We start from the raw sequence: 22153 nt of genomic DNA, 5'->3' as shown, positions 1-22153 counted from the left end.
GCGGCGTCCCGGCTAGCCGAGCAGGCCGCCGACCTGTCGTGCCGATTCGAGCAGCAGCTGCCGGCCGCTGGTGTCCGGGGCGCTGCCCAGCTCGTGGCTGATCCGGTCGAACAGCGCCCGCAGCCGGCCGGGCCGGTCCTCCTCGGCCGCGCGGCGCATGTCGTCGGCGTCCCGCAGCAGCAGCCGCAGCCGCTCCTCGTCGAGTCCGAGCGCGGGGCCCAGGCCGGCGAGCTGGTCGGCCAGCCTGCCGACGACGTGGACGGTGCTGTTGTGGATGAACGTGACGTCGCCCTGGACGGTGCCGATGTTCACCGGGGGCGGCGGCCGGTCCCGCTCGCGGCGCAGGAACGCGGCGAGGCCGGTGCCCGCGTGGCCGCAGTCCAGACCGCGCTCGGTGAGCTTGACCTGCCCGGTGACCAGGTCGCCGGAGGCGCCGTCGTCGGTGAGGCCGAGCAGGCCGTGGGACTGTAACGAGCGGGCCGCGGTGAGGACCTCCTCGGCGCCGAGCGCGTCGCCGTGGAAGAAGACGTGGTCGGCCACGAAGAAGTCGCGCAGCGGCAGCGCGTCGTCGCCGCGGTGCTCGAACGCCCAGCGCAGCACGGCGTCCTCGGCGTACCTGCGGCGGGCGTCGGGGTCGCGGCGCTCGCGCTCCAGGCGCAGCGCGCGCTCGTGGCCCGCGGGGCGCAGGGAGGCGTCGGCGGGGTTGTGCTCGGGCCAGTCGTGGACGTGCACCAGACCCCGGTCCGCCAGCGCGGCGATGACGGCGGAGACGCCGAGCGCCGGCTTGTTCTGCTCCCGGCCGAAGGCGGCGGTGCGCACGGGCACGTCGGGGCGGTGGCCGGACTCCCGCAGCAGCCACAGCAGCAGGCGCGCCTCGTAGCGGCCGAGCTCGGGCCGGCGGTCTGCCATCGGCGCGCAACCTCTGTTCTGCCTGCGGCGGTTGGGGATGTGCACGAATCTACCTACGATGCCCGCCGGTCACCAGTTCGTTGCCCTGCGGAGTCCCGCAATGCGGCCATCCCGTAGCCCGACCGCGACCTGCGGACGCCGCGCCGCCGGCCCGCCGCGCCCGTGCGGCCCGGCCAGCGCCGCTAGGGCAGCACCGCTAGGGCAGCACCGCGATCCCGTCCAGCTCGACCAGCGCCTCGGCGTCCCAGAGCCGGGTGACGCCGATCAGCGCCATCGCCGGGTACGTGTCGCCGGCCCGCCGCCGCCAGATGCGGCCCAGTTCGGCGGTGTGGGCGCGGTAGTCCTCGGGGTCGGTGGCGTAGACGGTGACGCGGGTGAGGTGGGCGGGCTCCCCGGCGCTGGCGGCCAGCGCGGTGAGGAGGTTGCCGAGCGCCTGCTCGAACTGCTCGGGGAGGGTCTCGCCGACGATCCGGCCGGCGCCGTCGAGCGCGGTCTGCCCGGCGAGGAAGACGAGGGTGGAGCCGGTGGCGGTGACGGCGTGGCTGAAGCCGGAGGGCTTGGCGAGGACGGCGGGGTTGATGCGGTGGACGGACACGGCGGCGGCTGTTCCCTTCGGTGGGCGGGGGGGCGGAGGGCGGGGGTACGGGTGCGGTCGGCGGGCGGGGGCCGCGCCGGGGGACGTTCCCGTACGCCGGTCAACGGCGGTACAGCTCCCTGGCGATGATGCTCCGCTGCACCTCCGTCGCCCCCTCGTAGATCCGCGGCGCGCGGACCTCGCGGTACAGGTGCTCCAGCAGGTGCCCGGCCTCCAGCGCGCGGGCGCCGTGGACCTGCACCGCCGCGTCGACGGCGGCCTGCGCGGTCTCGGTCGCCAGCAGCTTCGCCATCGCCGACCGCCGCGCGACGTCCGGCGCGCCCGCGTCGTACGCCGCGGCCGCCGCGTAGACCAGCAGCCGGGCCGCCTCGACGCGGGTGGCCGTCTCGGCGAGGGTGTGCGCGACGGACTGCAGGTCCTTGAGCGGCCCGCCGAACGCCTCCCGCCGCTCGGCGTGCGCCAGCGCCGCGTCGAGCGCCGCCTGCGCCATGCCGACGGCGAAGGCGCCGACGGAGGGGCGGAAGAGGTTGAGCGTCGCCATGGCGGTGCGGAAGCCGCCGCCGACCTCGCCGAGCACGTCGGCGGTGGTCACGGGGACGCCGTCGAAGCGCAGCGTGCCGATGGGATGCGGGCTGAGCATGTGCAGCGGCTCGCCGGTCAGCCCGGGGCGGTCGGCGGGGACGAGGAAGGCGGTGACGCCGCGGGCGCCGGTGCCGCGCGAGCCGGCGGCGGACTCGGCGGCAGCGGAGCCGGCGGCAGCGGAGCCGGCGGCCGGGGAGTCGGCGGCCGGGCCGGTGCGGGCGAAGACGGTGGCGAAGTCGGCCTCGGGCGCGTTGGAGATCCACTTCTTCTCGCCGGTCAGCCGCCAGCGCCCGGGCCCATCCGGCTCGGCGGCCAGCCGCAGCGCCGCCGCGTCGGAGCCCGCCTCCGGCTCGGTCAGGGCGAACGCGGCGACCGCGCGGCCGGCCGTCACCTCCGGCAGCCACCGGCGGCGCTGCTCGGGCGTGCCGGCCTGCACGACGGGGTACGCGCCGAGGCCCTGCAGCGCGAGTGCCGTCTCGGCCTCGGTGCACTCGTGCGCCAGCGACTCGCGCAGCAGGCAGAGCGTGAGCGCGGAGACCGGTCCGGCGTCGGGGAACACCCGGGCCAGCAGCCCGGGTCCGCCGTCCTCGCCCGGGGCGCCGAGCGCGGCGAGGAGCGGCCGGTTGACCCGGCCCGGCTCGCCCGCCTCGGCCAGCGGGCGGAGCCGCCACGCGGCGAACGCGCGCAGCTCCGCGCACCACCGCTGCAACCCGGGGTCGAGCGCGAACGCCTGCGGCTGCGGCTGCTGCGGTTCGGGCTGCGGCATGCGGGTGCTCCCCTCTGCCGGCTCTCCCGGCACGCGGGCCGCCGGCGATATCGCGGAGTGTTGACTGTCGTCACGTCAACGCTACGCTCCTTGGGGTACCGCAGGGCATACCTAGGGGGCCTACCGCCATGCAGCTGCAGCCTTCCGCCCACGCCGACAGCTTCGCCCGCGACCACCTCCCGCCGCCCGAGCAGTGGCCGGAGCTGGTCTTCCCGCTCCCCGGCCTGCGCTACCCCGACCGCCTCAACTGCGGCGCGGAGCTGCTCGACACCACCGTCGAGCGCTTCGGCGCCGGCCGCCCCGCCCTGCACACCGCCGCCGGCGAGACCTGGTCGTACGGCGAACTGCAGCGCCGCACCGCCCGCATCGCGCACGTGCTCACCGACGACCTCGGCGTGCTGCCCGGCAACCGGGTGCTGCTGCGCGGCCCCACCACCCCCTGGCTGGTGGCGTGCTGGCTGGCCGTCATGAAGGCCGGCGCGGTCGCCGTCACCGTACTGGCCGCGCAGCGCCCGCACGAGCTGCGCGCCGTCTGCGAGATCGCGCAGATCCGGCACGCGCTGTGCGACACGCGCTCGCTCGACGACCTGACCCGGGCCGGGGCGCCGGACCTGACCGTCGTCGCGTACGGCGGCGAGGGCGCCGGCGACCTGCTGCGCCGCGCCGACTCCCAGCCCGACAGGTACGCGCCGGTGGCGACCTCCGCCGACGACGTCGCGCTCATCGCCTTCACCTCCGGCACCACCGGCCGGCCCAAGGGCTGCGTCCACTTCCACCGCGACGTGCTGGCCATCGCCGACACCTTCTCCGAGCACGTGCTGCGGCCCGTCCCCGACGACGTGTTCGCGGGCAGCCCGCCGCTGGGCTTCACCTTCGGCCTCGGCGGCCTCGTCGTCTTCCCGATGCGCGCCGGCGCCTCCGCGCTGCTGCTGGAGCAGGCCGGGCCCGACCGGCTGCTCCCGGCGGTCGCCGAGCACCGGGTGTCGGTGCTGTTCACCGCCCCGACCGCGTACCGGGCGATGCTCGACAACCTCGACGCGTACGACATCGGCTCGCTGCGCCGCTGCGTGTCCGCCGGCGAGAACCTGCCGGCCGCCACCTGGCAGGCCTGGCGCGAGCGCACCGGGCTGCGCCTCATCAACGGCATCGGCGCCACCGAGATGCTGCACATCTTCATCTCCGCCGCGGACAGCGACGCCCGCCCGGGGACGACGGGCGTGCCGGTGCCGGGCTACGAGGCGCGGGTGGTCGACGCGGCCGGGGCGCCGGTGCCGGACGGGGAGCCGGGGCTGCTGGCGGTGCGCGGGCCGACGGGCTGCCGGTACCTCGCGGACGAGCGGCAGCGGGAGTACGTGCGGGACGGCTGGAACCTCACCGGCGACACGTACGTCCGCGAGCCCGACGGGTACTTCCGGTACGTGGCCCGCGCGGACGACATGATCATCTCGGCCGGTTACAACATCGCAGGACCCGAGGTCGAGGACGCGCTGCTGCGCCACCCCGACGTGCGCGAGGCGGCGGTCGTGGGGCGGCCGGACGCGGAGCGCGGCACGGTGGTCGTGGCGTACGCGGTGCTGCGCGACGGCGTGCCGCCGGGGCCGGAGACGGAGGCGGCGCTGCGGGAGTTCACGAAGGGCGAGATCACGCCGTACAAATGCCCGAAGGAGATTCTGTTCACGGACGCGCTGCCGCGGACGCCGACCGGGAAGCTGCAGCGCTACCGGCTGCGGGAGGAGCAGGCCGGGCGGGGCGTCCGGGCGGGCGTCCGCGAATCGCTAGAGTGATCGAGTGGCAGCCGAACGAACCCCGCGGTCTCTGATCGTCAGCTTCTACGGCGCGTTCGGCCGAGGCGGTGACCCGGACGGTGGCCCGGGCGGCCCCGCGGGCTCCGGGCCGGTGCCCGTGGCGGGGCTGATCCGGCTGCTGGGCGCGGTGGGCGTGGACGCGCCGGCGGTACGGTCCGCGGTGTCCCGGCTCAAGCGGCGCGGGCTGCTGGTGCCCGTACGGCACGGCGGCGAGGCCGCGTACGCCCTCTCCCCCTCCGCGCGCACCCTCCTCGACGACGGCGACCGCCGCATCTACCGCCGCGAGGCCCCCGCGGGCCCCGGCGACTGGCTGCTGGCGGTGTTCTCCGTCCCGGAGTCCGAGCGCCGCAAGCGCCATCTGCTGCGCTCCCGGCTGGCCCGCCTCGGCTTCGGCCAGGCGGCGCCCGGGGTGTGGATCGCCCCCGCGCACGTCGCGGAGGAGACCCGCCACACCCTGCGCCGCCTCGAACTCGCCCCGTACGTCGACCTCTTCCGCGGCGTCCACGAGGGCTTCACGCCGACGCCGGAGGCGGTGGCGCGGTGGTGGGACCTGCCGGCGACGGCGAAGCTGCACGAGGCGTTCCTCGACGCGCAGGAGCCGGTGCTGCGGAGGTGGTCCGCGCGGACGGCGGCGGGGTCGCCGGCGAAGGCGTACCGCGACTACCTCCTCGCCCTCGACGCCTGGCGCCACCTCCCGTACGCCGACCCGGGACTGCCGCCCGAGGTGCTGCCCCCGGACTGGCCGGGCGGCCGGGCGGCGGAGGTGTTCGCGGCCCTGCACGACCGGCTGCGGGGAGCGGCGGAGGATTTCGTGAACACGGCTCTCACACACCGTGACGAAGCAGCACGATGAGTCGTTGATACGACCGACCCGTGCCCAGCGGCCACAGCTATCCTGACTGTGGCGGACCGGACGACTCAGGAGGAGCAGTGGTGGCCATGACCGCGACCGAGCGCCCCGGCTCGGCGGAGGAGGACCCGACGCTCGCCGCCTTCCTTGAGCTCGAACTGCCGGAGGGCTATCGCGCCGAGCTGATCGAGGGTGAGATCGTCGTGTCCCCGCCCCCAGACCGTGACCACGAGGACATCGTAGGCAAGCTCATGTGGCTGATCGCCCGCGAATCCGCCACCCAGTTGTACGCGCCGGGGACGGTGGGCCTGATCACCCCGCACGGCAGGTTCATCCCGGACGCCACCGTCGGTGCCTGGGGCAGCTTCCACGGATCGGAGTCCTGGGCCGAACCGTCAGGGGTGGTCATGACCGTCGAGGTCACCTCCGTCCGCACCGACAAGGACCGCGGCCCGAAACGGCGTGGCTACGCGGCCGCCGGTATCCCGCTCTACCTGCTCGTCGATCGTTCAAACACCACGACCACGCTGTACAGCGAGCCCAGCGGGGAAGACTACCGCCAGCACAGCCGCGTGCCCTTCGGCAAGGAACTCGACCTCCCCGCGCCCTTCTCCTTCACCCTCGACACGTCGGTCTTCACCTGACCTCGGAGTTCGCCCCCCCGCGCGGGGACCGGTCCCCCGGCGGTGCCCCGATACTGGGCCGATGTGGTGGAGACGGCGCGGGGGAGCCGCGGGTGAGCCGATGGTCCACGCGTACGGGCGGATGCGCCTGTACGCGGATTCCGTCGACGGCAGCGGCACCGTCGTGGACAAGAAGGACGACGGCAAGGTCTACGAGGTGTCCTGGGTCAAGTCCGAGGCCGTCGCGCTGGACTACCTGCGCGGGCGCGACGTGCGGCAGGAGGGCTACTACGTGATCGTGGAGACCCCGTTCCGCAACTTCGGGCGGGACATGATCATGATCTTCGACGAGGCCGACGGGGCCCCGATCGAGATCCCCGAGCGCACGCCGCTGCCGGAGCCGGCGGCGTCGCCCACCCACTGCGCCCGCTGCGGCTACCCGGTGCTGCCCAGCACCCGCGTCGCGTTCCCCTGCGACGGCGACCCCGGCTGCGGCCACCCCTGGCACACCGCGGACTTCGCGCAGCGCGCCGACGAGGTGGTGCGGGCCGGGCTGGGGTACCGCTGCGTGACGTGCCGCAGTGCCGCCTGCCGGGCGTGCTACGAGGCCACGGGGGACCAGAACCGGTCCCGCACGCACGGCTTCGTGGCCGGGCCGGACGGCGGTCCGCCGCGGCCGGACGTGGAGATCGTGCACCGGCTGTGCTGGGTCTGCCGCGGCCCCGTCACGATCCTGGACGAGTAGGAGGCGGCGGGAGGGCCGGGTGCGCGGCAGGCGTCAGCCGCCGTCCAGGGTCAGTCTCGGCTTCGGCCCGTCCGCACGTCCCGTCGGCGGGCGGCGGCTGCCCGCGCGGTACGGCGCCGGCCAGGGGGCGCCGGGGCCCGTGTAGCCCTGTTCCGCGGCGGCGTGCAGGGTCCAGTGGGGGTCGTAGAGGTGAGGGCGGGCCAGGGCGCAGAGGTCGGCGCGGCCGGCGAGGATCAGGGAGTTGACGTCGTCCCAGGAGGAGATGGCGCCGACCGCGATCACCGGGACGCCCAGCTCCGCGCGGATGCGGTCGGCGTACGGGGTCTGGTAGGAGCGGCCGTACGCGGGCTGTTCTTCGGCGACGACCTGGCCCGTGGAGACGTCGATCGCGGCCGCGCCGCGGGCGGCGAACGCGCGGGCGATGGCGACCGCGTCGGCCGCGGTGGTGCCGCCGTCGGCCCAGTCGGTGGCGGAGATCCGCACGGTCACGGGGCGTTCGGCCGGCCACGCGGCCCGTACCGCGTCGAAGACCTCCAGCGGGTAGCGCAGCCGGGCGTCGAGGTCGCCGCCGTAGGCGTCGGTGCGGCGGTTGGTCAGCGGGGAGAGGAAGCCGGACAGCAGGTAGCCGTGGGCGCAGTGCAGCTCCAGCAGGTCGAACCCGGCGCGGGCGGCGCGGCGGGCGGCGGCGGCGAACTCCTCGCGGATCTCGTCCATCCCGGCGCGGTCCAGCTCGCGCGGCGTCTGGTTCAGGCCGGCGCGGTACGGCAGCGCGGAGGGGGCGACGACGGGCCAGTTGCCGTCGGGCAGCGGCTCGTCGATGCCCTCCCACATCAGCTTCGTGGAGCCCTTGCGGCCGGAGTGGCCGAGCTGGACGCCGAGGGCGGCGCCGGGCGCGTGGGCGCGGACGAAGTCGACCACGCGCCGCCAGCCGGCCTCCTGCTCGTCCGTCCACAACCCGGTGCAGCCGGGGGTGATGCGGCCGCGCGGGCTGACGCAGACCATCTCGGTCATGACCAGCCCGGCGCCGCCGAGGGCGCGGGCGCCGAGGTGGACGAGGTGGAAGTCGCCGGGGAGGCCGTCCTCGGCGACGTACATGTCCATCGGCGAGCACACGACGCGGTTGCGCAGCGTCAGCCCGCCGAGGGTGTACGGCGTGAACATCGGCGGCGTGCCCTCCGGTACCCCGGCCTCGCGCTCGACGGCGGCGACGAAGCCGGGGTCGCGCAGCCGCAGGTTGTCGTGGGTGATGCGGCGGCTGCGGGTGAGCAGGTCGAACGCGAACTGCCGGGGCGGGCGGCCGAGGTGGCGGGCCAGGTCCTCGAACCACTCGCGGCTGGCGTGCGCGGCGCGCTGGGTGGAGGCGACGACGGGCTTGCGCTCGGTCTCGTACGCCGCGAGCGCGGCCGGCACGCCGGGCTGCTCGTCGAGGCAGGCGGCGAGCGCGAGGGCGTCCTCGACGGCGAGTTTGGTGCCGGAGCCGACGGAGAAGTGCGCGGTGTGGGCGGCGTCGCCGAGGAGGACGACGGCACCGCCGCCGGTGGGCGGTTCGTACCACCAGCGTTCGTTCACCACCGTGCGGAAGGCGGTCCACTGCGACCTGTTCCCCGTCAGCGGCCGGCCGCCGAGCGCGTCGGCGAAGTACTTGGCGCACCGCTGGGCCGACTCCTCCTCGTCGCAGCCGTCGAACCCGGCGCGCCGCCAGACCTCCTCGCGCATCTCGACGATGACGGTCGAGGAGTCGGCGGCGTACGGGTAGCCGTGCAACTGCATGACGCCCGCCTCGGTCTCCACGATCTCGAAGCGGAACGCGTCGAACGCGAACGGTGCGGACAGCCACACGTACCGGCAGCGGTGCTCGGCGATCCGCGGGCGGAAGACGTCGGCGTGGGCCTCGCGGGTGGCGCTGTGCACGCCGTCGGCGCCGACGACGAGGTCGTGGGTGCGGGCGAGTGCGGCGGCGGGCGGCCCCTCGGTATGGAAGCGGAGGTCCACGCCGAGGTCGCGGCAGCGCTGCTGCAGCACCGCGAGGAGCCGCCGGCGGCCGAGGGCGGCGAAGCCGTGGCCGCCGGAGCGCTGCACGCTGCCGCGGTGGACGATGTCGATGTCGTCCCAGCGCACGAACTCCCGCCGCAGCGCCGCGTACACGACGGGGTCGGCGTGCTCGATGCCGCCGAGGGTCTCGTCGGAGAGCACGACGCCGAAGCCGTACGTGGCCTCCGGGGCGTTGCGCTCGTAGACGGTGACCTCGCGGGCGGGGTCGAGCCGCTTGAGGAGCGCGGCGGCGTACAGCCCGCCCGGCCCGCCGCCGATGACCGCGACCCGCACGGCGCTCAGCGCCCCTGCCACGCCGGGGGCCGCTTGGCGGTGAACGCGGCGTGGAACTCGGCGTAGTCGGAGCTGTTCATCAGCAGCGCCTGCGTGGCGGCGTCCATCTCGACGGCGGCGGCCAGCGGCATGTCCAGCTCGGCGGTGAGCAGCGCCTTGGTCTGCGCGTACGCGAGCGCGGGCCCGGTGGCGAGCCGCCGGGCGAGCGCCTGGGCGGCCTCGTCGGCGCGGCCCTCGTCGGCCAGCTCGCTGATAAGGCCGATGCGTTCGGCCTCGGCGGCGCGCACGGGGTCGCCGAGCATGAGCAGCCGGGTGGCGTGGCCGAGGCCGACGACGCGGGGCAGCAGGTAGGCGGCGCCCATGTCGCCGCCGGAGAGGCCGACACGGGTGAAGAGGAAGGCGAAGCGCGCGGAGTGGTCGGCGACGCGGAAGTCGGCGGCGAGTGCGAGGACCGCGCCAGCACCGGCGGCGACCCCGTGGACGGCGGCCACGACCGGGAACGGGGCCTCGCGCAGGGCCCGGACGACCTGGCCGGTCATGCGGTTGAAGTCCAGCAGCCGGCCGGTGTCCATCGCCAGGGTGGCGCCGATGATCTCGTCGACGTCGCCGCCGGAGCAGAAGCCCCGGCCCGCGCCGGCGAGCACCAGCGCGCGGGTGCCGCCGGTGCGGGCCAGCTCGGCGACGAGGTCGCGGAGGTCGGCGTACGCCTCGAAGGTCAGCGCGTTGAGCTTGTCGGGGCGGTCGAGGGTGACGGTGACGACGCCGTCGTCGGCGGCGACCCGGAGGTGCTCCCACTGCTCGGTGCTGCCGGCGGATCCGGTGAACGGGCTCATCGTGCGCGGCCCCTGTCTGCAGACGGTGGCGGGCGGTGACGGTGAGCCGAAGTTATCACCCGTACGTGACTGTCGTCACGACCACGCGATACGCGAGGACCGCGCGGGGGCTCAGCCCAGGGTGGCGACCAGAAGCGCCTTGATGGTGTGCATCCGGTTCTCCGCCTCGTCGAAGACGACGGAGTGCGCCGACTCGAAGACCTCGTCGGTGACCTCCAGCGACGTCAGCCCGTGCCGCTCGTGGATCTCCCGGCCCACGGCCGTGCCGAGGTCGTGGAAGGCGGGCAGGCAGTGCAGGAACTTCACGTCCGGGTTGCCGGTGGCGCGCAGCACGTCCGTGGTCACGGCGTACGGGCGCAGCGCCGCGATCCGCTCGTCCCACACCTCCTTCGGCTCCCCCATCGAGACCCACACGTCGGTGGCGACGAAATCGGCGCCGGCCACCCCCTCGGCGACGTCCGCGGTGAGCGTGATCCGCGCGCCGCTGGCGGCGGCCAGCCGGCGGGCCTCGGCGACGACGGCCGCGTCGGGCCAGTACGCCTCGGGCGCCACGATGCGCACGTCCATGCCGAGGATGGCGGCGGTGACGAGGTAGGAGTTGCCCATGTTGAAGCGGGCGTCGCCGAGGTAGGCGTACGCGATCTCCTCGGCCGGCCCGCGGCTGTGCTCGGTCATCGTGAGCACGTCGGCGAGCATCTGGGTGGGGTGCCAGTCGTCGGTGAGGCCGTTGTAGACGGGCACGCCCGCGTACGCGGCCAGCTCCTCGACGGCCGCCTGGGCGGCGCCGCGGTACTGGACGGCGTCGTACATCCGCCCCAGCACGCGCGCGGTGTCCTTCACCGACTCCTTGTGCCCGAGCTGCGAGCCGGACGGGTCGAGGTACGTGGTCGACGCCCCCTGGTCGGCCGCCGCGACCTCGAACGCGGCGCGGGTGCGGGTGGAGGTCTTCTCGAAGACGAGCGCGACGTTCTTCCCGGTCAGCCGGCGCCGCTCGGTGCCGGACCGCTTCGCCGCCTTCAGCTCGGCGGCCAGCGCGAGGAGGTGACGCAGCTCCTCGGCGGTGTGGTCCAGTTCCTTGACGAAGGTGCGGCCGGTGAGGTCTGTCGCCATGGTCCTGCGCTCCCGAATTCTATGCGGATGAACGCATTACTATACAGATCCGCTAGGCGGGGCCGCGATCGACGGGGCAGCTCATGCACCGCGGCCCGCCCCGGCCGCGGCCCAGCTCGCTGCCGCGGATCTCGATGACCTCGATGCCTTGTTTGCGCAGGAAGGTGTTGGTCGTCGAGTTCCGCTCGTACGCCACCACCACGCCCGGCTCCACCGCCAGCACGTTGCAGCCGTCGTCCCACTGCTCGCGCTCCGCGGAGTGCACGTCCTGCGTGGCCGTCAGCACCCGGATGCGGTCCAGGCCCAGGGCGGCGGCGATGGCGTTGTGCATGTGCTCCGGCGGGTGGTCGGTGACCTTCAGCTCGTCGCTGCCGGAGCCGGGCTCGATCGTGTACGAGCGCAGCATGCCCAGGCCCGCGTACTGCGTGAACGTGTCGCCGTCGATCATCGTCAGCACGGTGTCGAGGTGCATGAACGCCCGCGCCTTCGGCATGTCCAGCGCGACGATGGTGCGCGCCGAGCCGGCCGCGAACAGCCCGCGGGCCAGCAGCTCCACGGCCTGCGGCGTGGTGCGCTCGCTCATCCCGATGAGGACGGCGCCGTTGCCGATGACCAGCACGTCGCCGCCCTCGATGGTGGACGGGTAGTCCTCCTGGCCGCCGGACCAGACGTGGAAGGTGCCGGACTGCGGGCCGGCGAACAGCGGGTGGTGCTTGTAGATCGCCTCGAAGTGGACCGTCTCGCGCTGCCGGGCCGGCCAGCGCATCGCGTTGATCGACACCCCGTCGTAGACCCAGCAGGAGGTGTCGCGGGTGAACAGGTGGTTCGGCAGCGGGCCGAGGAGGAAGTCGTCCGGGTCCATGACGTGGAAGCGCACCGACGCCGGCTCGGCGAAGCCGGCCAGGTACTCCCGCTTGGTCATCCCGCCGACCAGCGCCTCGACGAGCGCGGCGGAGTCCAGGGCCTCGAAGGTGGAGCGGAGCTTCTCGGTGGCGAGGGGGCCGTACTCCTTCTCGTCGAAGACCCGGTCGAGGACCAGCGCCCGCGCCTCGGGGATGTCGAGGCTCTGGGCGAGGAGGTCGCCGAAGAGGTGCACCTGCACGCCGCGGTCGCGCAGCACGTCGGCGAAGCCGTCGTGCTCCTCGCGGGCGCGGCGGACCCAGAGCACGTCGTCGAAGAGGAGGGCGTCCTTGTTGGTGGGCGTGAGCCGCTTCAGCTCCATGTCCGGCCGGTGCAGTATCACGCGGCGCAGGCGGCCGGCCTCGGAGTCGACGCGGAATGAGGGCGCTGGCATGGGATCAGACTGCCACGCGGGGCGGCGCGGGGCAGCGATTCGCCGATCACGCCGCAGGGGGGTGCGGGGCGCGGCGCCGGCGGGCGGCAGGACTGCGCCGCCCGCCTCCCGGGACCCGCCCGGCCCCGCTCAGTCGCGGGGCTTCCCCTTGCCGCGGACGCCGTACGACAGCACCAGGCGCCGGACCTCCGGCGGGGCCTTCCTGACCCAGCGCAGCGTACGCAGCCGGTTGCGGAACCTGAGTGCGTACTCCCGGTCCCAGGGGTTCCCGAAGCCGTAGACCGGCGGGATGAAGGACTCCGCGCGGATGTGCTCGAAGATCCGGGCGGCGGCCGTGGCCGGTGTCAGCCGGCCGTCGCGGGCGGCCTCGCACTCCGCGGCGGTCCGGTCCAGCAGCGCGTCGTAGAGCGCGAGGGGCTGGTGTGACCGCCCGGCCTCGGGCGCCCGGCTGCGCAGGTCCTCGTCCGCGGTCCGGCGGTCCCCGGCACGCAGGTACTTGGTGCCCCGCTTGAGGGTCAGCGCGTCCACCATCGTGCCCAGGAGCCAGACCCGGGAGACGGCGTTCCACAGCATGAAGTCCGCGGAGGCGGCGTAGGCCATGGCGGTCAGACGGCTCTGCCGGCGGGCGATCCCCCGCTGGAGCCGTTCGAGGTAGGCGTACCGCGCGGCGATGAAGTCCCCGTCCCGCACCATCTCCAGCAGGTCGTTCGCGGCCGTGAAGACGACCTGCGCCGAGGTGTACAGGTCGTGGCCCAGCAGCGGTGCGCTGTCCGCGGCGGCCCGGTCCAGCAGGAGCATCCGGTCCGCGGCCATGGCCGACGCCTGCCAGGGGACGTTCTCCGCCTGCCACTCGTCCACCGGCGAGGCCGACTCGAACTGGCCGGCTATGGAGGGAAAGCGCGCCACGTGCGCCATGAACTCCGCCCAGTCGCCGTCGCCCGCCGGGTGGCGCCGGGCGTCGAGGCACAGCTCCACGCTGGTCAACGCTCCGGGCTCCGGCCGGTCGTCGTGGTTGCGCAGCGGCGTGACGCGCAGCCATCCCCCGTCGAAGAGGTGGTGCAGGGTGCCCTGGCACCAGGGGCGTGAACGGTCCAGACGGCGGATGACGTCGTCGTACGGCCGCACGTCGCGCGCATGCGCGCCGATGATCCGGGTGGGCGGCCCCTCGGGCTCCCGGGTGGCCCCCAGGGCCTCGACCACCGCGGGTTCCGGCCCGTCGGTGGCGACGACGCAGCGGGCCCGGCGCTCCTCCCCCGACGCCAGCACCAGGCGGACCCGGTCGCCCTCGTCGACGACCTTCGCCACCCGGTCCGAGCCGTGGACGCGCGCGCCGCAGCGCTCCGCGACGGCCAGCATCCAGGCGTCGACCTCCGGCCGGTAGTACACGCTGTCGCCGTGCTCGGACGGCACGTTGAACTGCAGGGCGTGCGTCCGCACGTGCGGCTGGTCGGCCGTGTGGTGGGCGAAGCCGAAGGTGCGCTGGGCGCCGCTGCCCGCGGAGACCTCCTCGCGGACCCGCTGGGCGACGGCGAGGGCCCCGATCTCGGGAACCTGGAAGCGTTCGGCGATCAGTTCGTAGAAGAAGGACGTGCCGGGGACGCTCAGCTCCCCCGAGTGCGGGCGGAGGGGGCCGTCCGGGCCGAGCACCAGGACGCTCGCGCCGCCCCGTGCCAGGGCCGCGGCCAGCATGCCCGCGGTGATGCTGGTGCCGATGACGGCGATGTCGACGCCGGCGTCGGCGTCGGTGTGGGCGTGGGCTTCGTTGGCGTTGGGTGTGTCAGGCGGCGTCATGGCGAGTCTCCCCTGGCGCGTCGGTGGCCGTGTCGCTCTCGTGCTGCCGGGCGATCTCGGTGGCCAGCAGGCGTGGCCACCGGGGCGCGGGCTCCTCGAAGAAGGCCCTGGCGTCCAGGCGGACCCCCAGATCGCCGCGGAAGCGGTTCAGCAGCTGTACGACGCCGAGCGAGTCCAGGCCCAGCTCGACGAGGCTGGCGTCCTCCGTGAACTCCTCCGCCGGTATGCCCAGCTGCTCGGCCAGCCGTTCGCGGAGGTAGTGGCCCAGCGACCGCTCGCGCTCGTCCGGCCCGGCGGCCAGCAACCCGGCCAGGAACCGGCCGCCGTCGTCGGCGGCGGCGAGGTCGTCGCTGATCCTGTCCAGCAGCGGACGCGGCCGCCGGGACTCCAGCAGGGGTTTGAGCGTCGGCCACACCGCGTCGCAGACCACGGCCTGCGTCGCGCCCTGCGCCAGCAGTTCCGCCAGGTGCTCCAGCGCCGTGTCGGGGGCCAGGGTGCGCAGCCCGTTCGCCTCCAGCCGCCGGAGCAGTTCGTCGCCGCCCAGTCCGCTGGCGACGTGCCACGGGCCCCAGTTGACGCTCAGGCCGGCCAGTCCCCGGCTTCGGCGGTAGGCGGCCAGGGCGTCGAGGAACTGGTTGGCAGCGGCGTACGCGCCGAGGTCCGCCGAGCCCCACACCGAGGCGATCGACGACATGCCGACGAAGAAGTCGAGGGGGGCGTCGCCGAGAAGGCGGTGCAGCGTCCAGGCCCCGGTGACCTTGGAGCGCATCACGTCGTGCAGCCCGGCGGGGGTGAGGTCCCGCAGCAGGGCGGCGTCGGCCGTGCCCGCGGCGTGGATCACGCCGCGCAGTGTCCTTCCGGTCTCCTCGACGCCCCGCAGGACGCCGGCCATGGCGGCGGCGTCGCAGACGTCGGCGGCGACGGCGGTCACCGTGACGCCGCGCCGCTCCAGGGCGCGGACGCGCTCGACGCGGTCGCGCACCGCGGTCGGCAGCCCGGGGTCCTCCCAGGTGGCGCGGTCGGGCAGCGCGGTGCGGCCGGTCAGCACGAGGTGGCGGGCGCCGAGGCCGACCAGCCAGTCGGCGAGGGTGAGCCCCAGTCCGCCCAGGCCGCCCGTGACGAGGTAGGCGGCGTCCTCGCGGACGGCCGGCGGGGCGGGCGCGGGCGAGGCCGCGGCCGGGACGAGGCGCGGGACCAGCCGGGCACCGCCGCGGAGCGCCACCGCGTCGTCGTGGTCGGGGCTGAGGATCTCGGCGGTGAGGCGGTCCGCCTCACCCTCCGCGTCGCCCCCGGCCGGGTCGAGATCGACGCCTCCGCCCCACAGCTCGCTGTGCTCCAGCGCGATGACCTTGCCGAGGCCGTCCAGCGGGGCGGCGGCCAGTCCCTCGGGGCGGTCGGCCGCGGCCGTACCGCGCGCTCCCCGGGTGACCAGCCACAGCCGCGGCGTTCCGGCGGAGCCGTCGGTCAGCTCCTGGACGAGGTGCAGCACGCTCTCGGCGCCGAGGCGCTGGGCGTTCTCCAGATCCCGTGCGGTCGCCTGGCCGGCGGGCGGCCCGTCCAGCGCCCAGAGGTGGACGACGCGGTCCAGCGGGCCGAGCGAGCGCAGCAGCGCGCGCAGCGCTTTGCCGTCGCCCGGCGGCACACGGTGGACGGTCCCGGCGGCGCCGGCGGCGTCCGGACCGTCGGCGGGCACCGCGAGGTGGCACTCGCCGCCCAGCTTGGTCAGCCGCTCGGCGAGCCGGCCCGCCAGCCCCGACGCGTCGGCCAGCAGCAGCGTCCGGCCCGGAGCGGGGCCGCCCGGCGCCGGTGCCGTCGCCGACCGGATCGCCTCCCAGCGGATCTCGAAGCGCACGGAGTCGCGGGCCGCGGCGGCGGTCCGGCGCGGCCGGGGCCCGCCGCTCCGGTCCGCGACGACGTCGTACGCCTCGTGCTGGAACGGGTAGGTGGGCAGGTCGGCGCAGGAGGCCGGGCCCGTGCCGTGGAGCGCGGACCAGTCCACGGCGGCGCCGTGCTCGTAGAGGCGGCCCAGGCCCGTCAGCATCGCGGCCGCCTCCGGGCGGCCCTCGCGGATCGACGGCACCCACACCAGATCGGTGTCACCCAGCGCGTTGGCGCCCAGGCCGAGCAGGGTCCGGCCCGGGCCGGCCTCGACGAACGCGGTGACGCCGCTGTCGTACAGGGCGCGCATGCCGGGGGCGAAGCGGACGGCCTCCCGGGCGTGGCGGGACCAGTAGCCGGGTGCGGCCAGGGTCTCGGGCGTCGCGAGTTCTCCGGTGAGGTTCGACACGAGCGGGAGGGCCGGCGCGGCGTGCGGCGTGGCGGCCGCCGCCTGGTCCAGCTCGCCCAGCACGTCGTCGAGCAGCGGCGAGTGGAAGGCGTGGGAGACCTTCAGCCGCTTGGGGGCGACGCCCCGCTCGGTGAGTTCCGCCACCAGTTCGTCCACGGCGTCGGCCGCGCCCGAGAGCACCGTCGACTCGGGGCCGTTGACCGCGGCGATCGACACGCGGTCGGCCCGCCCCTCGACGGCGTGGATGGCCTGCGCGGCCGCCTCCTCGCCCAGCGGCACGGCCACCATCGCGCCCGGCGCGGTCACCGACGCCATGAGCCTGCCGCGCAACGCGACCAGGCGGACGGCGTCCTCCAGCGACAGCACGCCGGACACGCAGGCCGCCACGTACTCGCCGACGCTGTGGCCCATCACAGCGGCCGGTTTGACGCCCCGGGACAGCCACAGCTCGGCGAGGGCGTACTCGACGGCGAAGAGCGCGGGCTGCGCCCAGGCGGTGTCCTCGGCCGAGTGCGGCGGGGACAGCAGCTCCTCGGGACGGGCGCCCAGCAGCTCGGCGCAGCTGTCCAGCGCCCTGCGGAAGACCGGTTCGCCGCGGTGGAGTTCCAGGCCCATGCCGGCGTACTGGGCCCCCTGCCCCGTGAACAGGAACGCCACCTTGGCGCGGTGTCCGGGCAGGGCACGGCGGGCCCTGCCCGCGGTGCCCCGGGCCAGCTCTCCGAGCCCCCGGGCGAGCCCGGCGGTGTCGCCGGCGACGAGGGCGGTCCGCACCCGGTGGTGGTCGCGGTGGAGGGCGGCGGCGCGTGTCAGCGTCTCGGGCGGGACCTCGGGCCGGTCCTTGATGTAGGCGGCCCACCGGTCGGCCAGGTCGCGCAGGGCGGCCTCGGAGTGGGCGGACAGCGGGAGCAGATGGGCCGGGCGGACGTCCGCGGGGGCGGGCTCCCGGGCCGGCTCGTCCCGGTGGACCCGGTGGGCCTGGCGGACCCCGTGGCCCTCGCCGCTCTCTCGCGCCGGGGCCTGCTCGATCACCAGGTGGGCGTTGGTGCCGCTGGCGCCGAAGGAGCTGAGCCCGGCGACGCGCGGCCCCTCGCGCGACGGCCAGTCGGTCAGCTCGGTGGCCACCCTGAGCCGCATGGCGCGCCAGTCGACGTTGGGGTTGGGGCGGGTGAAGTGCAGGCTGGGCGGGACGCGGCCGTGCCGGACGGCCAGCAGCACCTTGATGAGGCCGGCGACGCCCGCCGCGGCCTCCAGGTGGCCGATGTTCGTCTTCACCGAGCCGACGTACACGGGGTCGGCCCCCGCGGGGGAGCCGCCGTCCGCCAGAACCGTGTCCAGGGCGCGGAGTTCGACGGGGTCTCCGAGCGGTGTCCCGGTGCCGTGGGCCTCGACGTACCCGATCCGGCCGGGTGCGACGCCGGCGTCCCGCAGGGCGTCGCGGATGACGTCCTGCTGGGCCGGGCCGCTGGGGACGGAGATGCCGCTGGCGCGCCCGTCGTGGTTGACGGCGGTGCCGCGGATGACGGCCAGGACGTCGTCGCCGTCGCGCTCGGCGTCCGACAGCCTCTTGAGGACCACGACGCCGCAGCCCTCGCCCCGGGCGTAGCCGTCGGCGGAGGCGTCGAAGGTCTTGCAGCGCCCGTCCGGCGACACCGCCCTGGCCTTGCTCACCAGGACGAAGCCGTAGGGGGAGAGGATGACGTTGACGCCGCCGGCCAGGGCCAGGTCGACGTCCCCGGAGCGCAGCGCCGAAGACGCCTGGTGGACCGCGACGAGCGAGGAGGAGCAGGCGGTGTCGATGACCTGGACCGGCCCGCGCAGGTCGAAGGTGTGGGCGATGCGCCCCGCGATGAAGCTGGACTCGCCCAGGAGCTGGTAGGGGTCGATGGACTCGGGCGTGCCGAACTCCTGGCGCAGCCGCACGTAGTCGTTGGTGCTCGCGCCCATGTAGACGCCGGTGCGGCTGCCGCCGAGGGAGCCCGGGGGGATGCCCGCCCGTTCCAGCGCCTCCCAGGTGACCTCCAGCGCGAGTCGCTGCTGCGGATCCATGCCCGCCGCCTCGGGCGGTGAGATGCCGAACAGCTGGGCGTCGAATCCGGTGACGTCCGGCAGGTAGCCGGCATCGAGCACGTACGCCTTCGCGGGCGCCTCGGGGTCGGGGTCGTAGTACGGCGCCGCGTCCCCCCGCTCCGCGGGGAAGGGGCCGATGGCGTCAACGCCGTCGGACAGCAGGCGCCACATGCTCTCCGGATCGGACACCCGCCCCGGGAAGCGGCATCCGGCACCGACGATCGCCACCGGTTCCCTGGCGGCCCGCTGCCGTTCCTCCAGCGCGTTCCGGAGCACCGAGATGGTGCCGAGGGCCTTGGCCAGCTCCTCGCGGTAGTCCGGGGCGCCGGCGGTGGGTACCAATGACGTCATGAAGCCCTCTCAGTACTCGGTGATGGTCCGCAGCTCCGCCATCAGACCCTGGAATTCACCGGACTGCATGAGCGGCAGCATCGACATGAGCTTCCCGATGTTCCCGCTGGCCCGCAGCCTGCCCGTCATGAAACCGGCGGACGGGTGCAGTTTTCCCTGCTGCACGCGGACGCTGTTCTTGTAGGCGGCGGAAATCGTGAAGGTGGGGGTGTCGGCGTCTCCCAGCCGGGCCTCCTCGATGCGCCCGCGCACGATGCGGAAGTAATACCGAACCTCGTCGCCCACGGGGGTGTCACGGATGACGTACTGCACCGTGATGTTGATTTTCTCGCGTTCCGGAAGCAGCTGTCCCCGCTTCTCCACCTCCGTGAAGAACTCCGGGGTCAGGAACTGTACCTTGGACAAGAAAGTGCTCCTCTTCTGTGGCTTTCCGGCGGTGGGGTCACCTGCTGGTCAGGGCGACCTTGAGCGACTCGAAACCCCGCATCGTCACGCGCGGCTGGTGGACGGGCTCCTCGACGACCTCGATCGAGGAGAAGCGGTCGAGCATGGCGTTGAGCGCGATGCCGATCTGCTTGTGAGCCATGGCCCATCCCACGCAGTGATGGATTCCGGCGCCGAAGGAGAGGTGGGAGATGTTCGGCCGCGTGATGTCGAAGCGGTCCGGGTCGGGGAACTGCTCCGGGTCGCGGTTGGCGCTGCCCAGGATCGCGATGATCGTCTCCTGCGGCGGGATCACGGCGCCGCCCAGCTCCAGCGGTTCGAACGTCATGCGGGCGTTGATCTGGATCGGAGGGTCGTAGCGGAGCACCTCTTCCACGGTGTTGTGGACCAGGTCACGGTTCTCCCGCACCAGTTCCAGCTGTTCCGGGTGGCGGGTCAGCTGGAGCACCATGCCGGTGATGGTGTTGGTCGAGGTCTCGAAGCCCGCGGAGACGAGCATGTTGCAGAAGGTCATCAGCTCGTCGGCGCTCAGCTGGCCGGCCTCTTCCAGCTCGATGAGTGCGGAGATCAGGTCGTCCTGCGGCTCGGCCCGCTTCCTGGCGATCAGTTCGGCGAAGTACTTCTGCGTGAACTCCATGCCCTCGTCGGCGTCGAGGAGTTCGTCGGCCGTCAGGCCGATCTCGAACGTCCTCTGGAACGCCTGCATGGGCTCGCGCAGCGCCGGTGCCTCGTCGCGGGGCACGCCGAGCAGGGTGGTGACGGTCGCCAGCGGCAGGGGAAAGGCGAACTCGTTGAGGAGGTCGCCGCCGCCGGCGGCGGCCAGCGGATCCAGGTACTCGTCGACCAGGTCCCGCATGGTCTGGTCCATGGCCTCCACGCGGCGCGGCGTGAAGGCGTGGTTGACCGCCTGACGCAGCCTGGTGTGCTCGGGGGGGTTGTACCAGAGCAGGCCGGAGGCCATGCGGCGCAGCGAGGCGTGCTCGTTCCACTCGCCCCCGAACCGGCCGCCCATGAACAGCTCCGCGTCCCGGCCGACCTTCTGGTTCCGCAGCACCTCGTTCACCAGCTCGTAGGGGGTGACGATCCAAAAGCCCATCTGGCTCTTGTAAACGGGCGCCTTCTCCCGCAATTCCGCGTAGAGCGGATACGGGTCCTTGTGACCCTCCGGACTGAGCAGTAGCTGCGCCAGGAGGGTGTCGGCCTCTTCCGTCAGCTTCTCGTCGGCGGAAACCGTCCCGCCATCTGTCATGTCTGCCATGGGCGCTCCTGGAGCGACGTGCGGCCGGGGAGAAAAGTTGTTGAGCCCGCGTTCCCCCCTGACAGTAGTCAGGCCCGCAACACCCGTCTTCGGTCCGATGGATGAACTGTGCCTCATCCTTTTTGCCACCCTGGCACCTGCGGCCCATACCGACCGGTACTCAGAGCGGAAATCGGCGCGGTGCCCCGGGCCCGCCGGTGCACGGAGCGGGCCGTGCCTTTAGGATCCGGGCGGATGGGCCCTGCCGCGAAACCCGAGGGGGTTTTCCCGTGACGCAGTCCGGCTTGACGCTGTTCTGCCTGCCGTACGCGGGGGGCGGAGCCGCGGCGTACCGGCCGTGGCTTCCCGACCTGTCCGGCACGGCGCGGGTCCGCGCGCTGGAGCTGCCCGGCCACGGCGAACGCAGGGCGGAGGCGCTGCCGGCCGACAAGGACACCCTCGTCAAGGACATCGCCGACCGGATACGCGAGGATCAGCTGCGCGGAGACCAGCCGGGCCACTACGCGCTGTTCGGCCACAGCCTCGGCGCCCTGCTCGCGTTCGAGGCGGCCCACGCGCTGGCCGGCCCGGCGGGGCCGTGCGCGCTGCTGGTCTCCGGCCGCAACGGGCCGGCCCTGCCGCACCCGGTGGCTCCCGTCCACCGGCTCCCCGCCGACGAGCTGCTGCGACACCTGTACACGCTGGGCGGCGTTCCCTGGGAGCTGCTCAGCACGCCCGAGGTCACGGACCTGTTCCTGCCGGCGATCCGCGCGGATCTGAAGATCGCCGAGGACTACGAGCGGCCCGGGGTGGGGCCGCTGGACTGCCCCGTCTGGGCGGCGGCGGGCGACGACGACCCCCTCGCGGATCCGGCGGGGCTGCGCGCATGGGCCCGGGAGACGAACGCCGGCTTCACCATGACGACCGTCCCGGGCGGGCACATGCCGCTGCATCAGCCGGCGTTCGTGGCGGAGATGCGCGCGTTCCTGGGGCGGTTGGCGTCCGCCCCGTCCCCGCCGCCGGGCGGCTGAAGGGGACGGGGGCAGGGGGCGGTCTCAGTCCCTGATCTGGCAGATGACGGCGCCGGTAGCGAGGGAGCCGCCGGCTTCGGCCTTCAGGTTGGCGACCGTACCGGTGCGGTGGGCGTGGATCGGCTGCTCCATCTTCATGGCTTCGAGGACCACGATCAGCTCGCCCTCCGTGACCTCGTGGCCTTCGCTCACGGCGACCTTGACGACGGTGCCCTGCATGGGTGAGGTCAGGGTGTCGCCCGGAGGGGCCGCCGTGCCGCGTCGGGTGGTGCGACGGCGCCGTGCGGGTGCGCCGCCGCCCGCGGGGGCGGCGCCTGCCAGCGGCGTCGCCAGCGTGGCGGGCAGCGAGACCTCGACCCGCTTGCCGCCGACCTCGACCACGACGGTCTCGCGCGGCACGCCCTCCTCGCCCTCGGCTCCGGCCCCCGTACCCGCGCCGCCGGTGAAGGGCTCGATGACGTTCGTGAACTCCGTCTCGATCCACCGGGTGTGGACGCTGAACGGTTCG

At 74.3% G+C, this 22153-nt stretch carries 17 protein-coding genes; 5 read left to right on the top strand and 12 right to left on the bottom strand.

Going from position 1 to position 22153, the window contains the following annotated elements; translation table 11 throughout:
• Positions 1-12: 12 nt before the first annotated feature.
• The 3 genes from ABD317_RS05765 to ABD317_RS05755 all read right to left on the bottom strand — a co-directional run bounded on the left by ABD317_RS05765 (position 13) and on the right by ABD317_RS05755 (position 2852).
• Positions 13-909, bottom strand: coding sequence for a hypothetical protein (locus ABD317_RS05765; RefSeq protein ID WP_344288487.1), 897 nt, complete (start codon positions 907-909; stop codon positions 13-15).
• 196 nt (positions 910-1105) lie between these two features.
• Complete coding sequence (locus ABD317_RS05760) at positions 1106-1504, bottom strand: Rid family hydrolase (RefSeq protein WP_027755617.1); 399 nt, start codon at positions 1502-1504, stop codon at positions 1106-1108.
• Positions 1505-1604: 100 nt separating this feature from the next.
• Positions 1605-2852, bottom strand: coding sequence for an acyl-CoA dehydrogenase family protein (locus ABD317_RS05755; protein ID WP_344288484.1), 1248 nt, complete (start codon positions 2850-2852; stop codon positions 1605-1607).
• Positions 2853-2980: 128 nt separating this feature from the next.
• Between ABD317_RS05755 and ABD317_RS05750 the strand changes: the two genes are divergently transcribed.
• The 4 genes from ABD317_RS05750 (at position 2981) to ABD317_RS05735 (ending at position 6875) form a co-directional block, all read left to right on the top strand.
• Positions 2981-4636, top strand: coding sequence for an AMP-binding protein (locus ABD317_RS05750; RefSeq protein WP_344288482.1), 1656 nt, complete (start codon positions 2981-2983; stop codon positions 4634-4636).
• Between the two features lie 4 nt (positions 4637-4640).
• A complete protein-coding gene (locus ABD317_RS05745; RefSeq protein ID WP_344288480.1) occupies positions 4641-5510 on the top strand; it encodes a PaaX family transcriptional regulator in 870 nt (289 codons plus the stop codon).
• Positions 5511-5596: 86 nt separating this feature from the next.
• On the top strand, positions 5597-6151 hold the full coding sequence (locus tag ABD317_RS05740; RefSeq protein ID WP_344288478.1) for a Uma2 family endonuclease: 555 nt from the start codon (positions 5597-5599) through the stop codon (positions 6149-6151).
• Between the two features lie 61 nt (positions 6152-6212).
• Positions 6213-6875: a hypothetical protein gene (locus tag ABD317_RS05735; protein ID WP_344288476.1), complete on the top strand. Its 663-nt coding sequence runs from the start codon at positions 6213-6215 to the stop codon at positions 6873-6875.
• Positions 6876-6908: 33 nt separating this feature from the next.
• Here the strand turns inward: ABD317_RS05735 and ABD317_RS05730 are convergent, their stop codons facing one another.
• The 8 genes from ABD317_RS05730 to ABD317_RS05695 form a co-directional block, all read right to left on the bottom strand.
• Entirely contained in the window at positions 6909-9200 is a 2292-nt protein-coding gene (locus tag ABD317_RS05730) for a bifunctional salicylyl-CoA 5-hydroxylase/oxidoreductase (RefSeq protein WP_344288515.1), read from the bottom strand.
• Positions 9201-9205: 5 nt separating this feature from the next.
• On the bottom strand, positions 9206-10033 hold the full coding sequence (locus tag ABD317_RS05725; RefSeq protein WP_344288474.1) for an enoyl-CoA hydratase family protein: 828 nt from the start codon (positions 10031-10033) through the stop codon (positions 9206-9208).
• A 111-nt stretch (positions 10034-10144) separates the two neighbouring features.
• Positions 10145-11143, bottom strand: coding sequence for an ornithine carbamoyltransferase (argF, locus tag ABD317_RS05720; protein ID WP_344288472.1), 999 nt, complete (start codon positions 11141-11143; stop codon positions 10145-10147).
• Positions 11144-11195: 52 nt separating this feature from the next.
• Positions 11196-12437 (bottom strand): arginine deiminase, encoded by a 1242-nt coding sequence (locus ABD317_RS05715; RefSeq protein WP_344288470.1) that lies wholly within the window; start codon positions 12435-12437, stop codon positions 11196-11198.
• Between the two features lie 129 nt (positions 12438-12566).
• Positions 12567-14228: an NAD(P)/FAD-dependent oxidoreductase gene (locus ABD317_RS05710; RefSeq protein WP_344288467.1), complete on the bottom strand. Its 1662-nt coding sequence runs from the start codon at positions 14226-14228 to the stop codon at positions 12567-12569.
• Entirely contained in the window at positions 14215-18933 is a 4719-nt protein-coding gene (locus ABD317_RS05705) for a beta-ketoacyl synthase N-terminal-like domain-containing protein (protein ID WP_344288466.1), read from the bottom strand. Before ABD317_RS05705 ends, ABD317_RS05710 begins: the two co-directional genes overlap by 14 nt.
• A gap of 9 nt (positions 18934-18942) precedes the next feature.
• A complete protein-coding gene (locus ABD317_RS05700) occupies positions 18943-19338 on the bottom strand; it encodes an SCP2 sterol-binding domain-containing protein (protein WP_027755607.1) in 396 nt (131 codons plus the stop codon).
• Between the two features lie 37 nt (positions 19339-19375).
• Positions 19376-20635 (bottom strand): cytochrome P450, encoded by a 1260-nt coding sequence (locus tag ABD317_RS05695; protein WP_344288463.1) that lies wholly within the window; start codon positions 20633-20635, stop codon positions 19376-19378.
• A gap of 269 nt (positions 20636-20904) precedes the next feature.
• On the opposite strand from ABD317_RS05695, the gene ABD317_RS05690 reads away from it, so the two are divergent.
• Positions 20905-21645: a thioesterase II family protein gene (locus ABD317_RS05690; protein WP_344288461.1), complete on the top strand. Its 741-nt coding sequence runs from the start codon at positions 20905-20907 to the stop codon at positions 21643-21645.
• Between the two features lie 24 nt (positions 21646-21669).
• Here ABD317_RS05690 and ABD317_RS05685 read toward each other — a convergent pair.
• Positions 21670-22153: acyl-CoA carboxylase biotin carboxyl carrier protein subunit (locus tag ABD317_RS05685; RefSeq protein WP_344288459.1), on the bottom strand; the 484-nt coding region annotated here is incomplete at its 5' end.

Source organism: Streptomyces synnematoformans, from assembly GCF_039531005.1.
Classification (GTDB): Bacteria; Actinomycetota; Actinomycetes; order Streptomycetales; family Streptomycetaceae; genus Streptomyces; species Streptomyces synnematoformans.
This window is presented reverse-complemented; position numbering and strand designations above follow the sequence as displayed.

Bases quoted from the DNA above. Each gene is read 5' to 3' on its own strand.
- ABD317_RS05710 (WP_344288467.1), bottom strand. From the start codon at position 14,228: ATGACGCCGCCTGACACACCCAACGCCAACGAAGCCCACGCCCACACC.
- ABD317_RS05695 (WP_344288463.1), bottom strand. From the start codon at position 20,635: ATGGCAGACATGACAGATGGCGGGACGGTTTCCGCCGACGAGAAGCTG.
- ABD317_RS05715 (WP_344288470.1), bottom strand. From the start codon at position 12,437: ATGCCAGCGCCCTCATTCCGCGTCGACTCCGAGGCCGGCCGCCTGCGC.
- ABD317_RS05740 (WP_344288478.1), top strand. From the start codon at position 5,597: ATGACCGCGACCGAGCGCCCCGGCTCGGCGGAGGAGGACCCGACGCTC.
- argF (WP_344288472.1), bottom strand. From the start codon at position 11,143: ATGGCGACAGACCTCACCGGCCGCACCTTCGTCAAGGAACTGGACCAC.
- ABD317_RS05750 (WP_344288482.1), top strand. From the start codon at position 2,981: ATGCAGCTGCAGCCTTCCGCCCACGCCGACAGCTTCGCCCGCGACCAC.
- ABD317_RS05755 (WP_344288484.1), bottom strand. From the start codon at position 2,852: ATGCCGCAGCCCGAACCGCAGCAGCCGCAGCCGCAGGCGTTCGCGCTC.
- ABD317_RS05765 (WP_344288487.1), bottom strand. From the start codon at position 909: ATGGCAGACCGCCGGCCCGAGCTCGGCCGCTACGAGGCGCGCCTGCTG.
- ABD317_RS05705 (WP_344288466.1), bottom strand. From the start codon at position 18,933: ATGACGTCATTGGTACCCACCGCCGGCGCCCCGGACTACCGCGAGGAG.
- ABD317_RS05735 (WP_344288476.1), top strand. From the start codon at position 6,213: ATGTGGTGGAGACGGCGCGGGGGAGCCGCGGGTGAGCCGATGGTCCAC.
- ABD317_RS05725 (WP_344288474.1), bottom strand. From the start codon at position 10,033: ATGAGCCCGTTCACCGGATCCGCCGGCAGCACCGAGCAGTGGGAGCAC.